This window comes from Nocardia sp. NPDC052316, assembly GCF_044547795.1.
GTDB lineage: Bacteria > Actinomycetota > Actinomycetes > Mycobacteriales > Mycobacteriaceae > Nocardia.
Genome location: NZ_JBIUBB010000001.1, coordinates 134,098 through 158,529, shown reverse-complemented (window position 1 = coordinate 158,529; position 24,432 = coordinate 134,098). Strand labels below are relative to the sequence as shown.

Here is a 24,432-nt window from a genome sequence, read left to right as displayed (position 1 = left end):
GGCTTACCGGTGCGTCGAGCCGCCGGCCCGCAGCCAGCGGGCCGTCGGCGTGGACAGAACGAACAGCAGCGTCAGCACCAGCAACCCCAATCCCGCGACCATCGACCATCCGGTGGTGCCGTTCGGGCTGTCGTAGTGGAGCCGGACGGGTACCAGACTCGCGAGAAAGCCCGCAGACCCGAGCACCACGAGGGCACGGCCGAATCGCTTGCGGGCCAACAGCAACACCGCGCCGCCGAGGAGCAACAAGGCCGCGCCCGCGGCCGCTGCACCTCCTGCGGCATAGGGGGCGATGTCGAGGTCCCGATAGCGCAGGACCACGCGAATGACGTGTGCCCGCGGATACGCGACCACCCCGGCGGCCCAGCAGCCGAACAGCAGTGCGAGCACGCAGGCTGCGAGCGCGGTGCCCCGGCCACTGGGAGCTCGTCGATCGGGCTGTGGCGCAGGCGGATGGGCGGTAGCCGGTGCCACCGTCGCCTGGCTCAGGGCGTGCGTCGCCGGGCTCTGCCCATGCGGCGACTGGCCCTGACCGTGCGTCGCCTGGCTCTGACCGTGCGGTGACTGACCGTGACTGTGCGTCGACGGGTCTCGACCGTGCGTCGACCGATCTCGACTGTGCGCCGACTGGCTCTGACCATGCTGGTTGAGCGCGGTCGGAGCCGTCCGACCGGGTGCCACAGCGGTGCGAGCTGGAGCCGGTCGGCCGTGCCGGGACTCCCACGCTGCCGAGGTGAACTCGCGGCAGCTGCCGAATCGTTCCTCGGGCCGCTTGGCCATCGCCCGGAAGATCACCTCGTCCAGCGTCGGCGGCGCGTCGGGGCGTACGGCGCTCAGCCGCGGCACCGGCTTGCTGATGTGCCCCGCGACGACTTGGCCGGGATTGGTCGCCGCGAACGGCGGGTGGCCTGCGAGCAGCGTGAACAGCGTGCACGCGAGCGAATATTGATCCGAACGGTGATCGACCTTCTCGCCGGAGAGTTGTTCCGGGGAGGCATAGGCGAGCGTGGCATGGAAGGTGCCGCTCGAGGTGAGCTGGGTATTGGAGTCGAGCAGCCGGGCGATGCCGAAATCGGTGAGCACAGCGCGTTCCGCGCGTCCGGTGTCCGGGGCGGCCAGCAAGATATTGGCCGGTTTGATGTCCCGGTGCAGGACGCCACGGCTGTGCGCGTAGTCCAGTGCGGCGCCGGTCTCCGCGACGATCCGCAGGGCGCGATCGATCGGCACCTCCCGCGGCGTCAACCGGGCGGCGTCGGAGCCGTGGATGTATTGCATGGCAATCCACAGGTGACCGTCGTGCGTGCCTCGGTCGTGAATGCCGACGATCCCCGGATGATCCAGCCGCGCAACCACATTGGCTTCCTGCTCGAACCGCCGCCGCAGTTCCGGCTCGGCGGACACCTCACGGTTGAGCAGTTTGAGCGCGACCTGCCGCGGTAGCCGAGGATGCTGGGCCAAGTAGACGGTGCCCATCCCACCCCGCCCGAGCACACCCTCGATGAGGTAGTCAGCGAACGACTCGTTCACTCCGAGCTGCACCACGCCTACCCCTACTCCCTTCGAACACGACGATCCGCTGAGGAGTTAACCACCCCCGCCGATAACCCGCACCCAGCGAATTCGCGGCCCACCGCCGCGACGACGGCCGATTCGGTGTCGAATCGGCCGTCGCAGTGGCGTTCTATGGGCACGTGTGAACCGAGGAGCGCGGTGGACCGCCAGGTCAGCGGCGGTCCACCGCGGTCACCAGAGCGTTACCGACAGGCTGCCGGCCGCCGCCACCTTATCGGTTTTGACGTGCACGACGCCGCCGCGATCGTTCGGGTCGAACCACCAGCCGTTCGGTGCCCGATCCAGATCCGCGCGACTGGTCCGCTGCGGCAGCGCACCCGCCGAGGTGTGCGCGGCCTTCGGCGCGGACTTGGTGTGCACGGTGAGTTCATAGCGGCGGTCCGCCGGTTTGCCCGGATACGTTCCCGTGCTGGCACCGATGGTCACCTCGACGGCGCCGGGCGCGAGCGAGCGCACGGCGAAGTTCTGTGCGGCTTGTTCGCCGCGCTGATAACCCCGGGTCACCCCGTCGTCCTCGACCAGGGTGAAGTTGCCCGCGGCCTGCGGGTAGATGTCCACATTAAGCACGCTGCGGTCGCGGGTCCGCCACGACTGAGTGCCGTCGGGCCACATCGGCACCACCGCGCCGGCCCGCACGAACAGCGGCAGGGTGTCCAGCGGAGCGTGATAGCCGTTCACCGTGGTCGGTCCGGTCCAGGAGCGGCCGGTCCAATAGTCGATCCAGGTGCCCTCCGGCAGGTAGATGCCGTCCCGCTTGTCCGCGTCGTTGTACACCGGCGCGACGAGAAAGTCCTTCCCCGAGAGGAATTCGTACCGGGCCTTGTCGCCCCAGGTCTCGGGGTCGTTGGGGTACTCCAGTGCGAGCGGCCGGACCTGGCCTACTCCGGTGCGATTGGCCTCCACCGCATAGGAATAGGTGTAAGGCAGCAGTCTCTCCTTGAGCTGCAGGTACTTTCGATTGATCGAGGTGTAGGGCTCGCCGTAGCGCCACGGCTGCTTGTCGTTGGGCGCCCAGCCGTCCATCGACATGATGGTGGGCAGGAACGCTTTCCATTGCAGGTCGCGGGTGTAGGTCTGCGGACTGCCGCCGAAGATGCCGTCGACGTCACCGGTGTTGTAGGCGATGCCGGACATCGTCGCGCCCGCGTAGGTGGGGATCTGCCAGCGGATGTAGTCGTAGGATCCGGCTTGGTCGCCGCTCCAGAGCACCGCACAGCGCTGCGCGCCCGCCCAGCTCACCGGGGTCCAGACGAAGCCACGGGCGTCGCTGTTCTCCTCGATGCCGCGGTGCGCGGTGTCGCATCCGTCCAGCGCGAACTGGTAGCCGGGGCCGACCCAGGCCACGTCCAGCTTGCGTACCCGCACACCGGCTTTGACCTCTTCGGCCTGGTGCGGCAGTCCGTCCTCGGTCCACAGGCCGAGCTGCATGTTGTTCTTGCGCAGCCCCTCGCCGACCTGCTGCAGATTCTCGTACCCGCAGCCGTAGCCATCGTTGACCAGCATCCAGCCGTTGGGCATCTGATTGCGCACGTACCCCTCGGCAATGGCGACCGCATCGAGGGTGTGCCGCTCACCGCGGTTGGCGTTGTGCAGGTAGCAATCGGAGTCGCCCATCTCCAGGCCGTAGATCGGCGGCAGGAACGGCCTGCCCACCAGCCCGGTATAGGCGGAGATCACGCCCTTGGGGCCGTCGCCGACGACGTAGATCGCGTCGAAGCGGCGTTCCTGATGGGTGGTGCGCGCCGGGTCGGTGAAGCTGTAGCTGCCCGGTGCGAAGGTGTTGCGCAGCACGCCGTATCCGTTGCTGGACAGGTAGAACGGTTGGGAGTTCGGCGCGCCGCCGTCGTTCCAGTTGTAATCGGCGAAGATCTTGATGGTCTGGTCGCGATGGCTGAACCGCCCGTTCTGCTCACCGCCACCGAAGAACTGTTCGTGCTGGCCCCGGCCGAGGGTTTGCGTTGTCGCGTCCTTGGTCCAGGACAGCGGCGCTGTCTCGGCCCAGATCTGTTTGGTGTCGGCGCGGTCGTACAGAGCGAAGCGCAGCGGAGATTTGTAGGCGCGCAGGGTGAGATCGCTGGTGGCGATGGCCCAGTAGTCGCCCTTGTCGGCCCGTTTCGCGGCGGCCGGTGCGACCTTGGTCGGCAGGACGATCTTGTCCTTGGCCGGATCGGTGAACTGTCCGTCGGGCGCCAGTTGCACGCGCACCGCGCCGGGGTTGGGGAAGCTGACGCGGACTGCGGCCGCGCCCGAGCGCAAGGTGGTTGTTGCGCCGTCGTCGGCGATGCCGCTGAGATCGGTGAGCCGGCCGGACTCCGGCTCGGCCCAGGAGTTGGGGGTAGCGACGAGGCTGCCGGCTACTACCAGCAGACCCAGGGTGATATGCGTGATTCTGCGCAATTCGGGAACCTTTCACGCGCGAATGAGCATGAGATGCCTTTCATGTATAGCTTGGTGTTCGCCGCTTCGGAGTGAAATCCGTTGGGCTGCAAACAGATTCACCGACAGTTCACTTGAATTCGCAACTACATATGCGGAAGGTGTTGGAGTGCAACGAAATAGGCCCCGAGGCGCGCATCGGCCCCGGTGCGGCAGATGCACCGGGGCCGGATATCGGTAACTACTCCGACACGGCTGCGGCCGATCGTGTCGCACGCCGAGGTGTGCGTTGCATGATCAAGTAAAACCACACTCGCGCGATCATTTCGACTGGCGCACAACTGGGGACGGACGTGGCGGTGCGCTACTCCGCGTAGAGCTGATCCTTTCCTTGGGCGCTGTAGCCGAGGCTCCAGATGTATCCGTCCGGGTCCGCGAACGTGGCACCGTATCCGCCCCACGGCAGCGCGCCTGCCGGTTTGAGGATGGTGGCCCCCGCCTTCTCCGCCTCCGCGGTGAGCTCGTCCACCCGCGCCTCGCTGCGCACGACATAGGTCAGGACCAGCCCGCTGAAGCCTTCGCCCTCCGGGCTGGTGCCGACTTGTTGGGCCAGGCCGTCCCGGCCGTAGAAGCCGACGGGGGTGGCGCCCTCGGAGTCGAAGAACACCGAGACGCCGTAGTCGTTCTCGATCTTCCAGCCCAGACCGTCGGTGTAGAACCGCTTGGCCCGCTCCATATCCCGGACGCTCAGCAGTATCGAGCTCGCGCGCGCTTTCATGGTGTATCTCCATCTTTCGAGGTGTTTTGTGCTGCCGGAAACCGGCAGGTCTGATGACCGGACCGAGCCGGGATGTCACATCGGCGGCCCTTCGCCGGTCAATGGGTATGACAGGCCGAGACGAAGGAATGTGACAGATGGACGAGCAGGACTGGCTGAGCGAGCGGTTCGCCGAGCATCGGGGCCACTTGCATGCGGTGGCTTACCGGTTGCTCGGCTCACCCGGTGCGGCCGAGGACGCGGTGCAGGAGGCGTGGCTGCGGGTCAGCCGCGCCGACGCGGGGGAGGTGGCGAACCTGGCCGGTTGGCTGACCACGATCGTGGCCCGGATCTGCCTGAACATGCTCGAGGCCCGCCGCGCCCGGCGGGAGGACTCGGCCGGGGCGTTGCCCCCGGAGCCGGATGCGCGGCGCGCGGCCTCCCCGGAAGACGAAGCGTTGCTGGCCGATTCGGTGGGTGTTGCCTTGCTGGTGGTGCTGGACACGCTGACACCCGCCGAACGACTCGCCTTCGTCCTGCACGACGTCTTCGGCGTCTCGTTCGGCGAGATCGGCACCATCCTCGACCGCTCTCCGGCGGCGACCCGGCAACTCGCCAGCCGGGCTCGACGCCGGGTGCAGGGCGCGGCGAGCGCCTCCGACGCCGCCCGGTCGGCGAAACGCGACATCGTCGAAGCCTTCCTGGCTGCCTCCCGCAACGGGGACTTCGAAGCCCTGCTGGAGCTGCTCGATCCGAATGCGGTAGCCCTAGAGATCCACGGCGCTGAGGCGGTCGCGGCGTTCTTCGCCGGCCGGGCGCAGGCGGCGCGGCTCGCTTTGGTCGACGGTGTGCCCGCGGCAGTCTGGTGGCATCGCGGCCGGCCCAAGGCCGTCATCACGTTCACCGTCAGCGCCGGGAAGATCACCGCCATCACCGTCGACACCGAGCCGCGCCGGCTGCACGACCGCGACATCGTCCTGCTACACGCAGGCGACCAGGAACGGCGATGAGTGGTGCCCAGAAAGTGTGGTGTGTCACCGGATTCGAGGCCTGCACGCTCGTCGTCCACGATCTGGACGAGGCGCTCGGCTTCTACTGTGCGGTGCTCGGTTTCGTGCTACGCGACGATATCGAAGCTCGGCAAGCGCAGTGGGCGAGCGTCAGCCCACCGTCGCAGCCGAACACGCGAATCCTCCTGCACGCACCCGGTGCAGACCCGAATATCGCACCAGCCGACCGGCAGGCGATCACGGACCTGATAACCAAAGGTGTACTCGGCCAACGCTTGGTCTGCACGATCGACAGCTGTGCCGCCACCTTCGAATACCTGGAAGCCGCAGGTGCCGAAGTGGCGCAAGAGCCGATGCGCAAACCCGACGGCACCCGCGACTGCGCCTTCTTCGACCCTTCAGGGAATCTCCTGCGATTCATCCAGCCACGCGGCAGATGACCGAGTGCTTCGTCGCAGCAAGCACATTGATCGGCAATCCCGGGCGTTCGTCGGCGGGACAGTGACCACGCAGGTGCCCCGTTCGCCACCAGCATGGCGACCCGGATCAATGTGGCCGCGGGCGCTCAGTCGACAGGGCGTTGCGCGTGCGACGGGGCGCGGTGGTCCGCGCGTCTCGGGTGGATGGCCAGGTGCGCGTCGAGCGTCGCGATAGCGGTATCGGCGGGCAGACCGACCGGGTCGGTCACCATGCGCACCGAGAGTCCCTCGACGAGCGCGGACAGTATGCGGGCTTCCAGCGCGGGATCGACCTCGGCCGCGTATTCGCCGGACTCGATACCTGCCTCGATGGCCTCGATCAGTTGCGCCTGGGTGCGCCGCTGATAAGCCGACTCGATCGCGGCGAGTTCGTCGGTGACGACGGCACGCGCGAGGAACGCGATCCATACCCGCACCAACCGCGCCCGCGCCGCGTCGACCGGAAGCCAATCCACCATGACGGCCCGCAGCGCCGTCGCCACGCCGTGCTCGAAACTCACCTGCGCTGCGCGGTCGTCGAGCAGCTGTTCGACGTGCCTGAACGCGGCGATCAGTAGTTCGTCCTTCGTACGGAAGTAGTACTGCACCTTCGCCGGGGACACCCCGACTTGCCCGGCGACCTCACGCACGCTCACCGCCTCCATTCCCCGGGTCGCCGCGAGCTCGAGGACGCCGTCCAACAGCTCGGCACGCCGCAGCGCGTGCGCGTTGTCGGCCCCCATCACACCGCTCACTGCTGCTCCTCGACCCGACTGGTATGGACGGTGACCTCGTCACGGCTGCTACCGGCAGATTCCGCGCTGCCGGACTGGCGGGTGGGCCCGAGCCTCCGAAACGCTGGTGCGGCAACGACATCCCGCGCGGTCAGTAGCGGAACGGCGCTGATGAACACGCCCATGGTCTGACCTCCAGCTCGGGACTGTCGCGGCGGCGATGATCGGTGGCCTCTCGATTCGCCGGTCCATACGACTGTACAGTACGGTCGTATGGACTACTTGGAGAGGTAGGAGATGAATTCAGGATTCAAAGCCGTGATCATGGGCGGCATCACGCTGATTGTCGGTTTCGTGCTGTGGCGGTTCACCGGCGATGTCGAGACGCCAGTCGTCACGCTGACCAAGCTGGGCGTCGTATTGATGGTCCTGGGTGGACTGGAGGCCCTCTACGGACTCTTCAAATCCGTCGGCGGCAAATTCGTCTCGTAGGTTCCCGGGCTTGCGGTGGTTGGACCGCTGAAATCGCTGCAGAGAGTGGTGATCAGCGTTTCAGGTGCGACGTTCTTCGGCCGGTCGCTGACCTGCCCGTCGCCGAGTTCGATCAAACGCCAGACGCCATCTGCACGCAGCGCGAAGTCGGCTGTGATGAAAGGCAGACGCAGGTTTGCGATCGGTTGACCGACCGTCGCGAGATCGAGGTCGGTGCCGGGCAGATCCTCCGGGGTGTCCGGGTGCGGGCCGATCAACGTGCAGTGACCATCGACCCACCAGGTGCGCACCTCGGCCGATGCGAAGTGTTCGAAGCGTCGGAGCACGAATCCGCCGGTCAAGTCCGTACCGCGCAATTCTCGGAATGCGACTGCCACCCGCCAGGCGGAGTCCGCGTCGTCCAACTCGGGGATGAATGCGGCCTCGTGCCAGTAGTGCTTCATGGACTTGGTGTAGTCGCGCAGCACTGCGGGACCAGGACCGAGTTGATGGCGTACACGGTCGAACGCGGCGCGATCGTCGCCCACGGTCCATGCCGACTGCGGCGTCAGCTCGGCCACCGAGGAATACCAGCCGGGCAGCTCGTGCGCCCGGCGGTACTGCTCGGGACTGGTCCGCAGAGTGACGTCGCGCCGGCGCAGTGCCGCGGCGAACGCGGCGTAATCCTCGGCGCGCAGCATCCAGCCGCGGTAGTACGCCATACCGCTCGTTCGAACCGCGCGAACCGCGTGCTCGGCGCCGTCCGGTCGGGTCAACGCGTCGTGATCGACCAGTGCGACCTGCATTCCGGCCGCGCGGGCGGCGTCGGCCTCGGCGGCGAAATGCTCGTCGGCACGATGCGGGCGCAAGACGTCGGCGGGCACGAGCAGAATCATGCATGCATCGTGGCGACTGAATCGGGCCGTCTACAAGTTGTTTTCGCGCACTGAATGCTGTGGGAGCTATTCGAAGAGCACGCAGGTGGCGGCGGGGGTGTCCAGTGCTGGTGCGGTGGCGGTGGGGAGGCCGGTGGTGCGGTGCAGGTTCAGGCAGGTTACCGAGTTCGACTTTTGGTTGGACGCGTACAGGCGCCGGCCGTCCGGGCTGAGGGTGAGGTCGCGGGGGAACTTTCCGCCGCATGGGGTGGTGCCCATCGGGACGAGGAGACCACCGCCGAGGATGGCGAAGGTCGCGATGTTGTCGTGGCCGCGGTTGGCGACGTAGAGGAAGCGGCCGTCCTTGGCGACTACAGGTGCGGACGGATAGTTTCGGTCGCCGCCGCGATCGAGATCCGCGGGCACCGAAAGCCCCGCCCGCAATTCACCGCGCTCGGATTGCCAATCGAGCACGGTGACAGTGGAGTTCAGTTCGTTGGCGAGGAATGCGGTGCGCCCGTTGGGGTGGAAGCAGAGGTGGCGTGGTCCGCTGCCCGGTGCCATGGCGACCTGCGCGTGCCGGTGCAGCTTGCCCGCGGCGAGCCGGTAGATGTAGACGGAGTCGACCCCGAGGTCCACCGCGAGTACCCAGCGGCCTGAGGGGTCGATCGACACCTGATGGGCGTGCGGTGCGGACTGCCGATCCGGGTCCGGTCCGGCACCGGTGTGCTGGGCGACGTCGGTTACCGTGCCGAGGCGTCCGTCCGCGGCGACGCCGAGCACGCTGACGCTGCCCGATCCGTAGTTCGCGGTCAGTACGTGCCGGCCGTCCGGGGTGACGCACAGGTGGGTCGGCCCCTCGCCTTGCACCGCAACGGTATTCAACACGGCCGGCTGCGGTGCGCCGAGGTCGATCGCGGTGGCCGTACCCGCGCCGGAGCCTTCGTTCACCGCGTACAGGTAACGTCGGTCGGGAGACAGCGCCAGGAAGGATGGATCCGCTACCGGGACAATACTTTCCACCGCCAGCCGACCGGTGCCGGAATCCACGGCGGCGACGCCGACACCGGAACCGCCTGCGCCACTGGAGGTATAACAGCCCACGAACGCGCGCGTGCCGCCCGCCGCCCCCGCCATCGCGGGTCGGATCGCCCCGGTTGTCACCGCGACGCCGACGCCAACCGCGCCACCGAGCAGGCCGAGCAAACGCCGCCGTTCGAACTCACCATTGCGCACCGTTTTCTCCTTCCGTGCCGCGGGCGATCCCGCGTCGGGCCAGAATGTCCCACGCCACTTCAGTTCGCAAGTGGCGCAACTAATATTGCGTGATTCGCAATTCGAGCCATCGTGCGTTGCAAACTATGCGCGGGAGTCGGGTAAGACCTGCCCGCAGCTCCCCAGTCCACAGTGGGGAGATCAGAAAACCTGCCGGTCTGCCACCGACATTCGCGCCGAATGGCCCAGTGCGGCACAACTTCCCCAGTTGAGCGTCTGGACGCGGCGGCGATCCCAGTGGAATCTGGTTGCTGCCAACATCAATAATCACGGGACCTGAGCTCAGGTGCTGTTCGGTGCAATACCGTTACAAGACAGGCGGTTTGAGACATGTCGACTCTCGTCAGCGTTATGGATACCGTTAACTTCATTGCCGCTGGTTCCGGGTCAAGTGAGGGCTCGGATTCGCTCAGCGGCGGCGGATCCTCGACCGGGTCACTCGGCACCGGACTGGATTTGCTCAAAGTGAGCCTCAAACTGCTCAGCTTGCTTGTCGGTAATTTGTCCTGACTCGGATTTGCGTATTCAGCGCGGCGCCGAAGGTCGTCGCGCTGAATACGCGTACACCGCTCCCTCGATAACTTCGCGATACCTCCTCGCCTGATTCCCCAGTTGTTCTCAGGTCGAGTCGGCCGACTCTGACGTTCGGCGATGAGCGACCCACCGAGCTCGGTAGTGAGGTTCAGATGTCCGTCCTGCCTTCGTCCTGTCGTTATGTGGTGGCAGCGCTGGTGGCCATGGGGGTGGCCGTCGCGCCCGTTACCGTCGCCGCCCCGGCCCTAGCGCGGTCCGCGCAGGCCGACTGCGCGCAGACCTTCAATCTGTTCATCCCCGGCACCTGGGAGACCAACGAAAAGGCCGACCCGGCGAAGCCGATCGGCATGCTCCGCCCGATCGCCGAGGCGATCCAACACCGGCAAGGCCCGAGCTCCGACATCTACTTCACGCCCTACATGGCGCGCGCCTTCGACAACGGCTACACCTACGCGGACAGCAAGAACACCGCGTTGGTCAACGCCCGCAAAGCGCTGCGTGATTACGGAAACCGCTGCCCGGAAGCTAAATTCACGATCACCGGCTACAGCCAGGGCGCGGACGCCGCGGGTGACGTCGCCTCCGAGATCGGCAACGACCGCGGTCCCGTGCCACCCGATCGGGTGCTGGCCGTCGGGCTGATCGCCGATCCGGCGGCGGGCACCAAAGGGGAAACCCCCATCGGCCCGCACACCGCGGGCTCGGGTATCGCCGACCCGCGCCCGCAGGGCATGGGCAAGCTCACCGGGCGAGTCAGCTCGATCTGCGACCCCGGCGACCTGTACTGCTCGATCAAGAAGAGCGACAACCCGCTGCTCGCGCGGCTCGGCTCGCTGCTGAGCAAGGCGGCAAGCAACTCCGGCTTCGCGAAAACCCTTACCGCGATGGACACCAGGATCGACCTCTCCGGTCTGGCCACCGCCGTCGATGAGCTGACCACCAGCCGGCACGCTCCCGGCGGCCTCGACCTGACGCATGTCCGCGACACCACCGCCAAGCTGACCGACACCATCGAGACACTCGCCGGCCTGCGCGACTCCGGCACCGCCGCGCGACTGGCCGCCGCCCCCGCCGGAACTGCCGAGCACAACGCGAGCCAGGTGCTGAGCAAGGCGGGGGAGTCCGATCTGGCCGGTGCCGCGTCGGCGGTGAACACGATCACCGACACCGCGACGTCCTTGTTGAACAGGGGTATTCGCACAGTCCCTTCGGACTCGCCCGACGCCGCCGCACTGACCATCAAGGTCGACGCACTCATCGACCTGGTTGGACCGCTGGCCGAGATTCCGGCGGCTATCCTCGGATCGGCCTCGAAGATCCTGGCGATGCTGAAGCCGACCGTGCTGGTCGACCAGACCCTCGATGTCGTCGCCAACGTCACCGCCTTCGACTTCCGCGCGATCCTCGACAATCTGGCGCTGCTGTCGCAGAAGGTGGCGGCGATGGACGCCAAGGGCGCGCACCAGGTCGCCGGTGCGCTGAACAACCAGTTCCGGCCGCTGGTCGAACTCGTTGCGAGCGCGGACCTGAAAGCGGTCGCGCAGGTGCTCTCGACGATCCCGAATTCGCAGGGCTACACCCAGATCGCGACGTCGATGACGGCGATCCTGTCCAAGGTCGACGTGCTGCGGCTGGCGACCCTGGTCGGCCAGATCCAGGAAATCGCGTGGTCGGTGCTGGAGAAGCTGGTCCCGCCGCCAGGGCAGGACCCAGACCCGGCGGGCGCGGCGGCCGTGCTGTCCGGCCTGTTGCCGGTCGGCCTCGAGCTGGCCTCGGTCGCCACCGGACTGCTGGCCGAGACGAGTACCAGCGACAACACGCAGCGACTCGACCTCGATGACCTGACCGGGGCCCTCGCCAAGACCGCACCGGCCAAGGGCGGCATCAGCTTGCTCGCCCTGCTGCGCGACGGGCTCAGCGCCGCAAGCTTTTTCGCCTCGAGCGCGCACATCAACTACGGCGCGCTCATCGTCGACGACTCGGGTCGCAACGCCATCCAGTGGCTCGGTGACTGGATGAACACCCAGATCGGACACGCCAACTGAATTATCGGGGCGGCGGCAAAGTTCTTGCGTATCGGGCGATTTCGCTAGCATCGTGTCATGCGGATCGCTGCGGCCCAGGCCCGGCCTGCCTGGCTCGACCCCACGGCAGGCACCAAGATCGTCGTCGACTATCTGACCAAGGCCGCGGCGGCCGGGGTGCAGCTCGTCGCCTTCCCGGAGACGTTCCTGTCCGGCTACCCGATCTGGCTGGCGCGTACCGGCGGGGCACGGTTCGACAACCCGGCCCAAAAGGCCGCTTACGCCTACTATTTGGACGCGGCGGTCACCCTGGACGGCACCCATCTCGCCGCTGTGCGCGAGGCGGTCGCCGACCTGGGTGTGTTCTGCTACCTGGGCATCACCGAGCGGGTCCGCGGCACGGTGTACTGCACGCTGGTCGCCATCGACCCGGCCCGCGGCGTGGTCGGCGCGCATCGCAAGCTGATGCCGACCCACGAGGAGCGGATGGTCTGGGGGATCGGCGACGGGCACGGGTTGCGGGCGCACGATATCGGCGAGTTCCGGGTGAGCGGCCTGTCCTGCTGGGAGAACTGGATGCCGCAGGCCAGGCACGCGCTGTATGCCGACGGCACGACCCTGCACATCTCCACCTGGCCGGGCGCGGTCCGCAACACCGAGGACATCACCCGGTTCATCGCCAAGGAGGGCCGGGTGTACTCCCTGGCCGTCGGCGCCGTGCTCGACTACACCGACGTGCCTTCGGATTTTCCGCTGCGCGACGAGCTGCTCGCGCTGGGCCTGCCCGCAGGGTACGACGGCGGCTCGGCCCTGGCAGGCCCGGACGGCCGCTGGTTGATCGAGCCGGTGGCCGGCGACGAGCGACTCGTCATCGCCGATATCGATCCGGCCGCGGTGGCCAGGGAGCGCCAGAACTTCGACCCCACCGGCCATTACGCCCGGCCCGACGTGTTCACGGTGCGCGTGGACCGTCGACGCCGGACCGCGGCGACCTTCCTGGACGAATAGACCCTGTGGCGAAGTTCCTCCGGCGCATCCGTCCGAACGTCGACACAGGCTAACCCGGCGCAGGTCAGACGCTGGACGTCAAAGACGGTGTCGCTTCCTGGCGGTCGTCCGGATCCGGCCCGGCCACTTCTTCCGTCGGCTGCTCGTCCTCGGCGGCAACCTGCGAGCCCTGTCTACGCTGCCGCAGAAATCCCCACTGCAACACTGCGATTCCCACGAGACCGGCAACCGCGGTGCCGATACCGACCTGCCAACCCGGCGGACGCCAGGTAGCCCGCAGGTCGGCGCGGTCGGTGCCCGCGGGGATGTCGACGGCGAGGAAGGTATTCCCCACCGTGGTCGACGGTATCTCGTTGCCGTTCAAGGTGATTCGGTAGCCGGGCCAGTCCAGCCGGGAGAACACGATGCGTCCGCCGTTCGGCGCGGTGACCTTCGCCTCGATCGTGACCGCGGCACCCGAGGTGGACGTGGCGCTCACGTTCGCGGTATCGGCGATCGCCCCGTTGACGGTGGAGATCAGCCCGTTCTCCCGTTCCAGCACCCAGATGTAGCGTTCGTGGCCCGGGTAGTTCACCCACTTCCAGCCGGGCGGCGCCGGGTGGTTGCCCGCGTCGGGGTACTGCGCCGTGTGCAGCACGACCCGGTCGACCTTCATCAGGTCGACAATCGTTCGCCCCGTGGACGGTTCGGCGGCGAAGGCCCGGCGGAACGCATCCGTGCAGGTGCTGCCGTCCCAGGCCATGCACAGCATGCCCGCGAACGGGTAGTGGCCGATGGGGGTGTAGCCGTTGACGTACTGCAACCCCAGATTCTTGGCGTAGTTGCCGATGGCGAGTGACCCGTAGGCACCGTCGAGGGTCTTGTCCTGCGGCGCCAGGATCGCCCGGTCGGCGAGTTGCAATGTGACACCGGGGAAGTCGGGGAAGGCCGCGGTCATCTCCGACCGCCGTTGCGGGAAGTCGTAGGACATCGGCGTCGGCGGCGCGGCCTGCACCTGGGCGAACGCGATGGGGAACATGGTGACGACGATCAGCGCGCACGCCGCCGCCGTGCCCTTGGTCCTGGCCAGCCACACCACCACGGCACCGACCGCGGCGACCACCGCCACCGCGACGAGGTGGCGCACCACGATCTCCGGGGCCGCCGAGAACGACCGAAGGAACAGCACACCGATCAGCACGCCACCGGCGATGGCACGCCTGCGTAGCGAGGTGAAAGTGCCGTAACGGCTGAGCAGTACGCACACCAGTACGAGCAGCGCCATGGCGAGGATCGGCAGCACGCGGGCCGGCCAGCGCAGCGGGCCGATCGCGCCCGGCCCCGCGGTCCACATCAGTACCGCCGCCGCGAACAGCGCGATGCTGCTGAACTCCCGGACCGACGCGCGGGCCGCCTGCCAGCCGACGAACGCCAACGCCGGGATCAGGAACCAGGCGATGTAGACCATCGGCAACGGCTGGACGTGTCCCCACCAGGCGGTGAACGCGGGTGTCGTGCTCGGCAGGCTGGCGTTGAGCGACTCCGACCACGGCACCGTCAGGAACGGGTCGTTGTGGATCTTCGCGTTGCCCCGCCAGGTCACCTGGGAGGAGAGGATGCCGGGCAGGTTGGCGACCATGGCCGCGAGTGCGGCGCAGCTCGCCGCCGCGAGTAGTCGCGCGGAGGGCTGCCAGCGCCGCTGATAGATGAACTCACCGAGGGCGACCGTGACCACCATCAACGCGGATTCGACCGCGGGGAAGGCGTATTGGACCGTCAGCGCCAGATACAGGAAGACGAACACCGAGATCGGGCTGCCGCGCCCTCGGGTGTAGCGCACCGACGACGCCCAGGCATGCACCAGCCACGCCGTCGCGGTGTGCGAGGTCCACCAGCTGGCCTCGTCGAAGAACAGGAACCAACCGCTCAACGGGAACGCGATGCCGGCGACCGCCGCCCACGGTGCGCGCGCGCCGTAGGCCAGGCAGACCCGGTACACCCCGAGCGCGGCGATGATCGAGCAGACCAGCTTCACCACCGTGGCGTACACCGCCAGGTTGTCCATCGACGGCGCGAGCAGATGGACCAGCAGCTGGGGCGGGTTGTAGAGCCCGGCCTCCTCGAGCGCGTAGTTGCCCGCCATCCACTCGTACGGCACCAGGGCGGAGAACTGACCGTCGCGCAGCCGGTTGCCGAGCATCACCCACATCGGGGCGTACTGGGCTTCGGTGTCGTCGGTGTAATAGTGTCGGGCGTCCGCGAGCAGGACCGCCACATATCCGGCGATCACCCCCGCCGCGGTAATCAACCCCCACTTGGGTACATCTGATCGCGATGCGATTACCGCACTAGGCCTCACGAGCGCGGGACCATATGCCAATGGCCGGAACAGAGCAAGTCGGCTGGTCGCAGGCTGCTCATTGCTGGGTCCAGTCCGGTTGGGTGAAGTGCGCGACCCTGGCGCCCGCGTGGTCGCGGCCGAGCAGCACGACCTCGCGGAACTGCCACAGCATCGCGCCCGTCGGGGCGTGGATGGTCATGCCGTCGCCGAGGCGCATCTGGAGCAGGCCAACGGCTTCGGGGACGGGCGGCGCGGTCCGGCCGCGGAGTTCGGGCTGCGGCACCGCGTCGTGCCGGGCGACCCAGTGCGGCACCTCGTCGGCGGCCAGCCGCGCGAGCGGAACCAGGTGCGCGGAGTGCACTTCGTCGGGGCTCGGCGTCAGCTCGGTGGCCCCGGGGAGCGCCGCGACGAACGGGGTGATGACGAAACCCGAGGCCGCGGGAAAGTCGTCGAGTCGGCCGACCAGATCGGCCGGGGCGGCGGTCAAGCCGAGTTCCTCGTGTAGCTCACGCAATACAGCTTGCTCGGCGGTCTCGCCCGCGTCCAGCCGACCCCCGGGTAACCCCCATTGTCCGGCATTGCGGCCACGGTAGGCGCGGCGGATGACAACCACCGCCGGTGTGCCGTCGTCCTGCGCCACGACACACAGCAGCACCGCGGCCCGGCGGATACCCGGTGTGTCGGGAACCTCGGTGTGCGGAAATTCGCGCAGCCTGGTGTGCGCGAGATCGCGGAAGTCGGCCACGGTCTCGGGAACCGGCGGTCCGGTGGTGGGGCCCATGGCCTCGATCTTGCCCCACCACCCGGGCGCTACATCTTGGCGTAGCGGGCCATGACGAAGCTGTAGAGGCCGTAGGTGATGATGCCGAGGCCGGCCACGATCAGCAGGATCACGCCATAAGGCTGTGCGCCAAGGGTTTTCAGCGCGCCGTCGAGTCCGGCGGCTTTATCCGGCTCGGACCGGGTCGCGGCGAGGATCACCAGCACGCCGATGGCGCCGATCGCGAGACCCTTCGCGAGGTAGCCCGCCATGCCGAGCCTGCGCACCAGATCGCTGGTGTTGCCCTTCAGGTCCTTCAAGAATTTCTGGCTGATGCCCTTGTAGAGGTGGTATCCGCCGACGCCGATGATGATCAGTCCGGCGACAACCAGCGCGACCGTCCCCGCGGTGTTCTGCATCAGTCGCGCGGTGATCCCGGCACTCTCCTGGCCGCTCGACTTGCCCGCGCCACGGGCGAATCCGAACGCCGAGAAGGCGAACGACGCATAGATCACCGCCAGGGCGAACGCTTTGATCCGGCGGAAGGCCTCGGACTTCTTGCTGTCCTTATCCGGTTTGGACGCGCTACCGAAGACGGTCTCGGCCAGTCGCCACAAGGCCATCAGCACAAACGCGACAACCGCCACCCACATGACGAAAACGCCACCGGGCTTGCTCGCCAATTCGGCCATGGCGCCGGAGTGATCGGCATTGCCGCCCCGCCCGCCGAGCGCGATGCGGATAGCGATATAGCCGATGATCAGGTGCACGATGCCCGTCATCACGAAACCCGCGCGAGCGAACCGCTCGAACATCGGGTGCTGCGCGATCCGGCTGGCGTCGCCGGACGAGGTCCTCGACCATGCCCCTCCACCGCGGGTCCTGTCCGTACCAGCTGACAACCCACTCATCAGATTCCCTCATCTCCGTCGAACCGAACGTCGGGCAGATACCCGGCGGCGGCGTGTCGAAACAATCGCGGCGGAGGCGATCGGCGTCGCGGAGCAATGGGAGGCTTCGCTGGAAGCTCGGCTTTGCACTGAAGCCGATCGTGCTACTGGAACAGCTTGAGCAGGTTGACGATCAGTCGGTACACGCCATAGCTGAAGGGCGCGGCGACCCACAGCCAGGCGAAGATCAGCAGCGGAATGCGGCGCGGCGCAGCGGTTTCGGCGGTACCAGTCTCGGTCATGCCTGGCTCCCTTCAGTGCGGGCGGCCGGCCGATGATGCTTCGCCGCGACCGGGCGAATCAACTCGTTGGCGACGAAGCCTGCGCAGAGCAGCGTGATCATGACGGCGAACGAGGCACCGTACAGTTCCGGCCCGGTCTTTCCCTGCCGCGCACCGGAATCCGCGATGGCGTTGACGATCAACGGCCCGGCCACACCGGCCACCGACCAGGCCGTCAGCAGCCGACCGTGGATCGCGCCGACCTGGTAGGTCCCGAACAGATCCTTGAGATACGCCGGGATCGTCGCGAATCCGCCGCCGTAGAAGGACAGGATCACCATCGCACCGAGGATGAACAGCGCCTTGTTGGTCTGCCCGACCGACCACACGATCGCGTAGGCGAGCGCGCCGACGCCAAGGTAGATCCGGTAGACGTTCTTGCGCCCGATCATGTCGGACAGCGACGACCAGCCGATCCGCCCCGCCATATTGGCCGCGGACAGCACCGCGACGAAGCCGGCGGCGGCGACCGCCGTCACCGGGGTCGCGGTCTGCGCGAAGAAGTCGATCACCATCGGCGCCGCCTTCTCCAGGATGCCGATGCCCGCGGTGACGTTGCAGCACAGCACGATCCACAGTAGCCAGAACTGCGGCGTCCGAATCGCGTCGTCGGCCGCGACGTCGTGCAGGCTGATCAGCTTGGCCGGTTTCTCCTGCGGCACCCAGCCCGCCGGACGCCACCCCGGCGGCGGCACCCGCACGAGCAGCACGCCCACCGACATGAACACCGCGTAGGTCAGGCCCATGACCAGAAAGGTCTCGGCGATGCCGACGTTGTCTCTGCCGAAGGTGGTGAGCAGCTGGGTCGTCCAGGGTGACGCGATCAGCGCGCCACCGCCGAAGCCCATGATCGCGAAGCCGGTGGCCATGCCTGGTCGATCGGGAAACCAGCGGATCAGCGTGGAGACGGGGGAGATGTAGCCGATGCCGAGCCCGATCCCGCCTACGAACCCGTAGCCGAAGACGATGAGCCAGTAGGCGTTCGCGAACGCGCCGACGGCCGAGATGAGCAGGCCGGAGCAGAAACAGACCAGCGAGACGGTCATCGCCCAGCGCGGGCCCCTGCGCTCGACGAGCGTGCCGCCGAAGGCTGCGGACAGTCCGAGCATGACGATGGCGATCTGGAAGGGCAGCGCGCTGCCGGTCCCCGAGATCTGCATCGACTTTTCCAGCGGCGGCTTGAACACGCTCCATGCGTAGGCCTGTCCGATGGCGAGATGGATGGACAGAGCGGCGGGCGGAACCAGCCAGCGGCTCCACCCCGGCGGCGCGATGACGCGGGAATACCCGGTGGTACCGGCGGTGACTACGGTCATGCGGCGATCTCCACTCTCACTGTGTGGCGATCATAGGACCGAGACCGCCGCGCGAGCACGGTTCTGTGGCAATAACTTTCACTCGCTGCCGCTGCGTTGCCATCGATGCGCCGGAACTGGGGTGCTACCAGCGGCAACCGTGCCCGCATCGCGGGGTCCGCAATGCGGGCACGGTCCGCTGAGTGGATCAGGCGCCCGCGGTCACCGGGTAGTGGTCGGACAGGTTGGTGTAGGTGTACGACGTGCCCTGACTGGTGACCGTCCACGCGGGAGCGGACTCCTTGACGACGTGGTTGTGCCAGTTCGCCGGCTTGGCGTGGCCCTTGCGATGCAGGACGTAGTCGAGATCCTCTCGCGGGTCGCTGGGGTAGCGGTAGTTCGCAATCGAGTTCTCCTTGGTGTCGAAGGAGAACGGGTGGCCGGTGCGGGCGGTCGCGGGCTCGAGCCGGGCGTCGGCCAGCATCGACGCGTATTCGGCGCTGTGCGAGTCCACATTCAGATCGCCGGCCAGCAGCACCTGCTCGGTGGCGGGGATCTTCTTCGCGGTGAGGAACGCGTCGATCTCTTTGAACTGCAAGGCGCGATCCTTCGCGGCCTCGCCGTCCGCGCAGCCGGGGTCCGTCGACTGGCTGTGCGTGCCGACCACGTGCACCCTGCTGCCGTTGACCGAGAGCACCGCGTAGGCGATCCCCTTGTTGGCCCACCAGTCGGCGCCGCAGGCGTTGGCGAAGATGAACTGCTCCTGGCGGATGATCGGCCACTTGCTGAGGATGGTGACGCCGCCGTCCTCCGGTGTCCCCGAGCTGTACTTGCCGCCGGTGGCGTCCCAGCCTTCCTTCGCGCGGCCGACAACCGGTGTCTGGTGCGGGTATTCGGCTTTGGCCTTGGCCTTCAGCGCGTCGGAGGCCTCGTTGTCGAACATCTCCTGCAGGACGACAACGTCGTTGCCCTTGAAGAAGTCGGTCTTCGGGATTTCTGCCGCGCGATGGTCCTGACCCCAGTTGGGAAACAGGTTCTTGCTCATCAAAAAGGTGTTGTACGTCAGCACCCGAATCTCCGGGGTGGCTGCGGAGGCCTGCGGTGCATTCACCATGAGGGTGGTGGCGAGTGCTGCGATGATGCTGAGCCGGGTGGGCTGGGATAGCGGCATGGCACGTCCTCGGATCTCGTAGAACCTGGATATGGCGGATCTGATCGGACCAGGCGTGGATGACGCGCTCGTGACGTTTCCATGATCATTCGTCCGCTCGCGGGCGTCGGATCGATGGCAGACTCGGCGAATCAGCTTGGCCCGAAAGATTTCTCGGAGGGGTTGGCGGCCGTCAGCGCGGACGAACGTGGGAATAGGCCGGTCGCGCCGTGCCGGTCGCGGCGTCGACGGTGTAGGCATCGAGGGTGACCGCGGTGCGGCGGATCTTCGCGATCATGAAGCCTAGGCTCGAAAAGTCCTGCCAGAAGGCTTTATTGGTGACGGCCGACGAGCCGTCGCCCTGCTTGGCGGAGGCGCCGCAGACGATCTGCTGAGTGCCGCGGGACGCACCGGCGGAATCCAGGATCTGCGAGGTGTGGTCGTGCCCGGAAAGGATGTAATCCGCTCTGCCGCAGACGACCTCTTCGAACAGCTCCTTCAGATGCCGGCCGCTCATGTAGTCGCCGGTGGTGACGCCGTCGTAAGCGCCTGCGTTGCCATGCTTTCCGTTGTTGCGGTAGGGGTGGTGGGTCAGCACGATCTTCCATGTCGCGCGGGACGCGGTCAGCGCGCGTTCCAGCCACTGGCGCTGCCCGCGCATGTACGGGCCGTCCCACTGGTAGTGCGGATCGGTCTGCAGCACCGTCGAGGAGACGGGAACGGTGTCCAGCGCGAAGAATTCGACCAGCGGCTCCGTCCCGGCGGGCAGCGCCACCTGGTAATACCGGGACGGCATGTACCAGCGCGCGGAACGCTGGTGGTAGGCGACCTCGTGATCGCCCTTGCTCGGATTCCCGCCGCTGCCCGCGAAGATCCCGCTGCAGTCGTGATTGCCGAGCACCATCAACCAGGGCACGTCGATGCCCGCGTTGGGTTGTTCGAACTTCATCGAGAACTCGTCGTCGTCCGCGCTCTCCGCACCGTCCTCGTAGATGTTGTCGCCGAGCCCGACCGCAAGCGACACCCCCTCCGCCTGGCAGATCCGCTTCGCCGCGGCGGCCACCGCGCGTTGCCCGGCCTGGCCGGTCCCCGCGTCGCCGGTGATCAGCACGGTGATGTCCGGGCCGGTCGGCATCGGAAACTTGCTGTCCGCGTTGGCGATACCGGGCAGCACCAGACTCCCGGCCAAGACACTCGCGCCGACGAGCAGCCCGCGCCTGGACATACACAGCTGGTTGTTTCGATCGTCCACTTACTGCCTCCCTGGGTGCGACAGGTTGAAGTGACAACGTTTAACTGGGCCGGACGAACTGTGCGCGGTGGGCGTGGGACGAATCCCCCATCATTCGGGCAAACAGGAGGTGGTGTCGCTATCGGGTCTTTGGGGTGTGGATGCGCTCGCGCCTGGCGCAGTCGGCTACCGAGTGCTTCGATCGAGACCATGACGGACAACATCGATTCATCGCGCACGGTGACCGCCAGTCGCGACATCGCGGCAGCTTCGGCGGAGGTCTTCGAGCTGATCGCCGATCCGGCGCAGCAGCCGCGCTGGGACGGCAACGAAAATCTCGCGACCGCCGCGCCCGATCAGCGGGTTCGCGCGGTGGGCGACGTGTTCGTCATGACGCTCACCACCGGTGCCGACCGGCACAACCACATCGTGGAGTTCGACGAGGGCCGTCGCATCGCCTGGCTTCCGTCCGAACCCGGCCAGCAGCCGCCCGGCCACCTCTGGCGCTGGGAAGTCGAGCCCATCGACGACAACCACACCCGAGTCACCCACACCTATGACTGGTCCCAGCTGACCGACGAGAAGCGCCTCGTTCGCGCCCGCGCCACCACTCCCGACAAACTGCAGGCCTCGCTCGACAGACTCGCCGAGGTCGCCGAGCGCCACTGACCGCTGGCCGAAGGCCGAACAACTGGGGCCTTGCTCGAATTCATTGACAGACAGCATGATTGATCCGGTCATGCGGAACCGTCATGCGGTGGCGTCGACCTGTCGGAACGAACCGGGCCGGTAACAACCGGATCCGGGAACCCCCGCATTTCACGAGATATGTGGGTACGGCTTCGCGGAAGGCATTGCTATGAAACACATCGGCAAAGTTGTGCCAATGGTCGGCGCGGTTCTGCTGTTGGCTCTCGGTCCGGCAGGTACCGCTCAGGCCGCGACCGGCGACTTCATCTACACCAGCCCCGATGGTACGCAGCAGCGACTGCAGGACCCGGAAGACGGCAAGTGCTACCGCATCGTCGGTGTCGACTACACCGAAAACGCCACCGACCGCGCCGCTGAAACGTTCCGGAACAGCGATTGCAGTGGAACGTTCGGGGAGCTCTTTCCGCCCGGCACCCGTGAGTACCGTTCGGACTTCCAGTCGGTGCGCTTCGGACGTCCGATCTGATTCGGCGGCGTCCCTGCTAGACGTCTTCGTCGGGGGTATTGCCCGCCGCCCAGATACCGCGGACGTGCCCGATGTGTCTGCGCAGGAACTGTTCGAGTTCCTCGGCGCGGCCCTGCTCGATCAGGTCGATGATCGTGTGGTGTTCCTGCGCTGATTTGTCGAGCTCGCCGCGCTCGACGAGCGCGGCGAGACCGAACAGGCGGGTTTGCGCGCGCAGGTCGCCGACGATCTGCGACAGGCGCGGGTTGTGGCAGTAGTCGAGCAGCATCAGGTGGAATTGCCGATCGGCGTCGACGTACTCGACGAGATCGCCGCGCTTGGCCGCATCGACGATCTTGTCGGCCTGCACCCGCAGACCCGGAATATCCGACTCGGGAATGGTGCCGACGATCGCGCGGACACTCGGCGGCTCCAGCAGCATCCGGATCTTGGCGATCGAGTCGAGGTCGGCGTCGGAGATCTCGGTGACCCGGAAACCCTTGTTCGGCACCGAGATCACCAAGCCCTGCTTCACCAGATCCAGCATGGCCTCGCGCACCGGCGTGGGGGAGACCCCGAAGCGCTCCGACAGCCACGGCGCCGAGTAGAGCACGCCCGGCTCCAGTTCACCGGAGATGATCGCGGCACGCAGTGCGTCGGACACGTGGTCGCGCAGCGTGGGCCGCTTGGGTATAACCAGCCGTTCGATCATCACTGCGCTCCGGGTTTCTCCTGTGTGCGAGCACCACTTCTATCAGATCAGCGAGCTGTCGCCGCTGTTCAGCTTCGAGTGCCGGTAGCTGAAGGCGAGGTACACCCCCAGGCCGAGCAGCAGCCAGGCCACGAACCGGAGCCAGGTGACCCAGGTGAGGTGACTGATCAGCCAGATGGAGAACACTATCCCGATCAGCGGCACCACCGGTACCCACGGGGTCCGGAACGCGCGCTCGACCTCGGGCCGGGTCCGGCGCAGCCGCATGACGCCGAGCGCCACCACGATGAAGGCCATCAGGATGCCGACGTTGGTGAGCTCGGCGGCTTCCCGAATCGGCAGGAAGCCTGCGATCAGCGCCGACACGATGCCGACCGGCCAGATCACCCGGGTCGGCACCTTGCGGACCGTGCTGGACTTGCCGAAGTAGGACGGCAGCAGACCGTCGCGGCTCATCGCGAAGCCGACCCGGGTCACCGCGAGCATGTTGGCGAACGCCGAGGTGGTGACGCCCACCACCGCGCCGACCGCGATGACCAGGCCGAGGATGCCCATCCCCACCGAATCGAAGGCGCTGGCGAACGGCGACGAGACGTTGATATCGGTGTAGTTGACCATGCCGACGATGACGAGACAGACCAGCAGATAGACCAGCGACGCGATGCCGAGACTGATCATGATCGCCTTGGGCATCAGCTTCTTGCCGTCCTTGGACTCCTCGGCGGCCGCGCTCATCGCGTCGTAGCCGTAGACCGCGAAGAAGGCCAGTGCCGCACCGGAGACCGCGCCGCCGACGCCGAACGGAAAGAACGGCTGGTAGTTACCCGCCTTGATGTGGAACGCGCCCGCGACGACCACGATCGCGACGATCAGCATCTTCAAGGCGACCAGACCCGTTTGCACCCTGGCGGATTCACGGGTGCCCCGCGAGAGCAGGAAAGCCAAGAGCAGGCACAGCAGGACCGCGAAGAGATCGACCCGGTGCCCGTCCCCGGTGCCCGGCGCGCCGAGCGCCCAGGTGGGCAGGTCGAAGCCGAGATAGTGGGTGATGTAGTTGAGATACCCGGACACCGCGATGGCCACGACGGACACGATGGCGGTGTACTCCAGCAACAGATCCCAGCCGATCATGAAACCGATGATCTCGCCGAGCGCGACGTAGGAGTAGGTGTACGCCGAGCCCGCGCGCGGGACCATGCCCGCGAACTCGGCGTAGCAGAGCCCCGCCGCCCCCGACGCGATGATCGCGATGGCGAAGGAGATCAGCACCGCTGGCCCCGCCACCTCGTTGGCCACCACACCGGCCAGCGAGAACACGCCCGCGCCGACCAGGCCGCCGAGGCTCAGCGCGACCAGTTGCCACAGCCCCATGCTCTTGGTGAAATCGCCGGTGTCGGCGACGACCACCGGCATTCGCCGCAGGACACCGCCCTTGGTGAGCGGCGGGCGGGCAGGTTTGGTGACGACTGTCTTCATTGACGGG

General features: G+C 67.1%; 22 protein-coding genes. 7 read left to right on the top strand and 15 right to left on the bottom strand.

Features of this window, described 5'->3' with window-relative positions:
* Positions 1 to 3: 3 nt before the first annotated feature.
* The 3 genes from ACIHA7_RS00685 to ACIHA7_RS00675 form a co-directional block, all read right to left on the bottom strand.
* Positions 4 to 1,542 carry a serine/threonine-protein kinase gene (locus ACIHA7_RS00685; protein ID WP_397284114.1) on the bottom strand — a complete coding sequence of 513 codons (1,539 nt, stop codon included), beginning with the start codon at positions 1,540 to 1,542 and terminating at the stop codon, positions 4 to 6.
* Between the two features lie 201 nt (positions 1,543 to 1,743).
* Complete coding sequence (locus ACIHA7_RS00680) at positions 1,744 to 3,969, bottom strand: TIM-barrel domain-containing protein (protein WP_397284112.1); 2,226 nt, start codon at positions 3,967 to 3,969, stop codon at positions 1,744 to 1,746.
* A gap of 343 nt (positions 3,970 to 4,312) precedes the next feature.
* Positions 4,313 to 4,726: a VOC family protein gene (locus ACIHA7_RS00675; RefSeq protein WP_107658729.1), complete on the bottom strand. Its 414-nt coding sequence runs from the start codon at positions 4,724 to 4,726 to the stop codon at positions 4,313 to 4,315.
* Between the two features lie 137 nt (positions 4,727 to 4,863).
* Here ACIHA7_RS00675 and ACIHA7_RS00670 point away from each other — a divergent pair, with 137 nt between their 5' ends.
* Both ACIHA7_RS00670 and ACIHA7_RS00665 read left to right on the top strand, forming a co-directional pair.
* On the top strand, positions 4,864 to 5,715 hold the full coding sequence (locus tag ACIHA7_RS00670; protein WP_397284109.1) for a sigma-70 family RNA polymerase sigma factor: 852 nt from the start codon (positions 4,864 to 4,866) through the stop codon (positions 5,713 to 5,715).
* Positions 5,712 to 6,155: a VOC family protein gene (locus ACIHA7_RS00665; RefSeq protein ID WP_397284107.1), complete on the top strand. Its 444-nt coding sequence runs from the start codon at positions 5,712 to 5,714 to the stop codon at positions 6,153 to 6,155. The genes ACIHA7_RS00670 and ACIHA7_RS00665 overlap by 4 nt, the downstream gene beginning before the upstream one ends.
* A 125-nt stretch (positions 6,156 to 6,280) precedes the next feature.
* Here ACIHA7_RS00665 and ACIHA7_RS00660 read toward each other — a convergent pair whose 3' ends face one another.
* A complete protein-coding gene (locus ACIHA7_RS00660; protein WP_397284105.1) occupies positions 6,281 to 6,928 on the bottom strand; it encodes a TetR/AcrR family transcriptional regulator in 648 nt (215 codons plus the stop codon).
* 276 nt (positions 6,929 to 7,204) lie between these two features.
* Between ACIHA7_RS00660 and ACIHA7_RS00655 the strand changes: the two genes are divergently transcribed.
* The gene (locus ACIHA7_RS00655) at positions 7,205 to 7,399 is read left to right on the top strand and encodes a DUF5708 family protein (protein ID WP_397284103.1); all 195 of its coding nucleotides are present in this window, start codon (positions 7,205 to 7,207) and stop codon (positions 7,397 to 7,399) included.
* On the opposite strand, the gene ACIHA7_RS00650 is transcribed toward ACIHA7_RS00655, so the two are convergent.
* Entirely contained in the window at positions 7,357 to 8,274 is a 918-nt protein-coding gene (locus ACIHA7_RS00650; protein ID WP_397284101.1) for an ATP-grasp domain-containing protein, read from the bottom strand. The genes ACIHA7_RS00655 and ACIHA7_RS00650 overlap by 43 nt on opposite strands.
* Before the next feature lie 66 nt (positions 8,275 to 8,340).
* On the bottom strand, positions 8,341 to 9,489 hold the full coding sequence (locus tag ACIHA7_RS00645; RefSeq protein ID WP_397284099.1) for a lactonase family protein: 1,149 nt from the start codon (positions 9,487 to 9,489) through the stop codon (positions 8,341 to 8,343).
* Between the two features lie 725 nt (positions 9,490 to 10,214).
* Here ACIHA7_RS00645 and ACIHA7_RS00640 point away from each other — a divergent pair.
* A complete protein-coding gene (locus tag ACIHA7_RS00640) occupies positions 10,215 to 12,107 on the top strand; it encodes a cutinase family protein (protein ID WP_397284097.1) in 1,893 nt (630 codons plus the stop codon).
* Positions 12,108 to 12,164: 57 nt separating this feature from the next.
* A complete protein-coding gene (locus ACIHA7_RS00635) occupies positions 12,165 to 13,094 on the top strand; it encodes a carbon-nitrogen hydrolase family protein (protein ID WP_397284095.1) in 930 nt (309 codons plus the stop codon).
* 64 nt (positions 13,095 to 13,158) lie between these two features.
* Here ACIHA7_RS00635 and ACIHA7_RS00630 read toward each other — a convergent pair whose 3' ends face one another.
* From ACIHA7_RS00630 to ACIHA7_RS00600, 7 genes are all read right to left on the bottom strand, one after another.
* Positions 13,159 to 15,381: a hypothetical protein gene (locus tag ACIHA7_RS00630; protein ID WP_397284093.1), complete on the bottom strand. Its 2,223-nt coding sequence runs from the start codon at positions 15,379 to 15,381 to the stop codon at positions 13,159 to 13,161.
* 109 nt (positions 15,382 to 15,490) lie between these two features.
* Positions 15,491 to 16,195, bottom strand: coding sequence for an NUDIX hydrolase (locus tag ACIHA7_RS00625; RefSeq protein ID WP_397284091.1), 705 nt, complete (start codon positions 16,193 to 16,195; stop codon positions 15,491 to 15,493).
* Between the two features lie 29 nt (positions 16,196 to 16,224).
* Positions 16,225 to 16,989, bottom strand: coding sequence for a DUF1206 domain-containing protein (locus tag ACIHA7_RS00620; protein WP_397284089.1), 765 nt, complete (start codon positions 16,987 to 16,989; stop codon positions 16,225 to 16,227).
* Between the two features lie 239 nt (positions 16,990 to 17,228).
* Positions 17,229 to 17,366 carry a hypothetical protein gene (locus ACIHA7_RS00615; RefSeq protein WP_397284087.1) on the bottom strand — a complete coding sequence of 46 codons (138 nt, stop codon included), beginning with the start codon at positions 17,364 to 17,366 and terminating at the stop codon, positions 17,229 to 17,231.
* Positions 17,363 to 18,721, bottom strand: a complete 1,359-nt coding sequence (locus tag ACIHA7_RS00610) for an OFA family MFS transporter (RefSeq protein WP_397284085.1) — start codon at positions 18,719 to 18,721, stop codon at positions 17,363 to 17,365. The genes ACIHA7_RS00615 and ACIHA7_RS00610 overlap by 4 nt, the downstream gene beginning before the upstream one ends.
* Positions 18,722 to 18,908: 187 nt before the next feature.
* On the bottom strand, positions 18,909 to 19,871 hold the full coding sequence (sph, locus tag ACIHA7_RS00605) for a sphingomyelin phosphodiesterase (protein ID WP_397284083.1): 963 nt from the start codon (positions 19,869 to 19,871) through the stop codon (positions 18,909 to 18,911).
* 172 nt (positions 19,872 to 20,043) lie between these two features.
* Positions 20,044 to 21,102 (bottom strand): metallophosphoesterase, encoded by a 1,059-nt coding sequence (locus ACIHA7_RS00600; RefSeq protein ID WP_397284081.1) that lies wholly within the window; start codon positions 21,100 to 21,102, stop codon positions 20,044 to 20,046.
* A gap of 189 nt (positions 21,103 to 21,291) precedes the next feature.
* On the opposite strand from ACIHA7_RS00600, the gene ACIHA7_RS00595 reads away from it, so the two are divergent.
* Entirely contained in the window at positions 21,292 to 21,750 is a 459-nt protein-coding gene (locus ACIHA7_RS00595) for an SRPBCC family protein (RefSeq protein ID WP_397284079.1), read from the top strand.
* Positions 21,751 to 21,940: 190 nt separating this feature from the next.
* Entirely contained in the window at positions 21,941 to 22,258 is a 318-nt protein-coding gene (locus ACIHA7_RS00590) for a hypothetical protein (RefSeq protein ID WP_397284077.1), read from the top strand.
* 16 nt (positions 22,259 to 22,274) lie between these two features.
* On the opposite strand, the gene ACIHA7_RS00585 is transcribed toward ACIHA7_RS00590, so the two are convergent.
* Positions 22,275 to 22,949 (bottom strand): GntR family transcriptional regulator, encoded by a 675-nt coding sequence (locus ACIHA7_RS00585; protein WP_397284075.1) that lies wholly within the window; start codon positions 22,947 to 22,949, stop codon positions 22,275 to 22,277.
* Between the two features lie 42 nt (positions 22,950 to 22,991).
* Positions 22,992 to 24,425 carry an amino acid permease gene (locus ACIHA7_RS00580; RefSeq protein ID WP_397284073.1) on the bottom strand — a complete coding sequence of 478 codons (1,434 nt, stop codon included), beginning with the start codon at positions 24,423 to 24,425 and terminating at the stop codon, positions 22,992 to 22,994.
* Between the last annotated feature and the right edge of the window lie 7 nt (positions 24,426 to 24,432).

What these genes read in the sequence shown, in the direction of transcription:
- ACIHA7_RS00675 (WP_107658729.1), bottom strand. Translation starts at nt 4,726, where the DNA reads ATGAAAGCGCGCGCGAGCTCGATACTGCTGAGCGTCCGGGATATGGAG.
- ACIHA7_RS00670 (WP_397284109.1), top strand. Translation starts at nt 4,864, where the DNA reads ATGGACGAGCAGGACTGGCTGAGCGAGCGGTTCGCCGAGCATCGGGGC.
- ACIHA7_RS00665 (WP_397284107.1), top strand. Translation starts at nt 5,712, where the DNA reads ATGAGTGGTGCCCAGAAAGTGTGGTGTGTCACCGGATTCGAGGCCTGC.
- ACIHA7_RS00655 (WP_397284103.1), top strand. Translation starts at nt 7,205, where the DNA reads ATGAATTCAGGATTCAAAGCCGTGATCATGGGCGGCATCACGCTGATT.
- ACIHA7_RS00650 (WP_397284101.1), bottom strand. Translation starts at nt 8,274, where the DNA reads ATGATTCTGCTCGTGCCCGCCGACGTCTTGCGCCCGCATCGTGCCGAC.
- ACIHA7_RS00640 (WP_397284097.1), top strand. Translation starts at nt 10,215, where the DNA reads ATGTCCGTCCTGCCTTCGTCCTGTCGTTATGTGGTGGCAGCGCTGGTG.
- ACIHA7_RS00635 (WP_397284095.1), top strand. Translation starts at nt 12,165, where the DNA reads ATGCGGATCGCTGCGGCCCAGGCCCGGCCTGCCTGGCTCGACCCCACG.
- ACIHA7_RS00625 (WP_397284091.1), bottom strand. Translation starts at nt 16,195, where the DNA reads ATGGGCCCCACCACCGGACCGCCGGTTCCCGAGACCGTGGCCGACTTC.
- ACIHA7_RS00620 (WP_397284089.1), bottom strand. Translation starts at nt 16,989, where the DNA reads ATGTTCGAGCGGTTCGCTCGCGCGGGTTTCGTGATGACGGGCATCGTG.
- ACIHA7_RS00615 (WP_397284087.1), bottom strand. Translation starts at nt 17,366, where the DNA reads ATGACCGAGACTGGTACCGCCGAAACCGCTGCGCCGCGCCGCATTCCG.
- ACIHA7_RS00610 (WP_397284085.1), bottom strand. Translation starts at nt 18,721, where the DNA reads ATGACCGTAGTCACCGCCGGTACCACCGGGTATTCCCGCGTCATCGCG.
- sph (WP_397284083.1), bottom strand. Translation starts at nt 19,871, where the DNA reads ATGCCGCTATCCCAGCCCACCCGGCTCAGCATCATCGCAGCACTCGCC.
- ACIHA7_RS00595 (WP_397284079.1), top strand. Translation starts at nt 21,292, where the DNA reads ATGACGGACAACATCGATTCATCGCGCACGGTGACCGCCAGTCGCGAC.
- ACIHA7_RS00590 (WP_397284077.1), top strand. Translation starts at nt 21,941, where the DNA reads ATGAAACACATCGGCAAAGTTGTGCCAATGGTCGGCGCGGTTCTGCTG.
- ACIHA7_RS00585 (WP_397284075.1), bottom strand. Translation starts at nt 22,949, where the DNA reads ATGATCGAACGGCTGGTTATACCCAAGCGGCCCACGCTGCGCGACCAC.
- ACIHA7_RS00580 (WP_397284073.1), bottom strand. Translation starts at nt 24,425, where the DNA reads ATGAAGACAGTCGTCACCAAACCTGCCCGCCCGCCGCTCACCAAGGGC.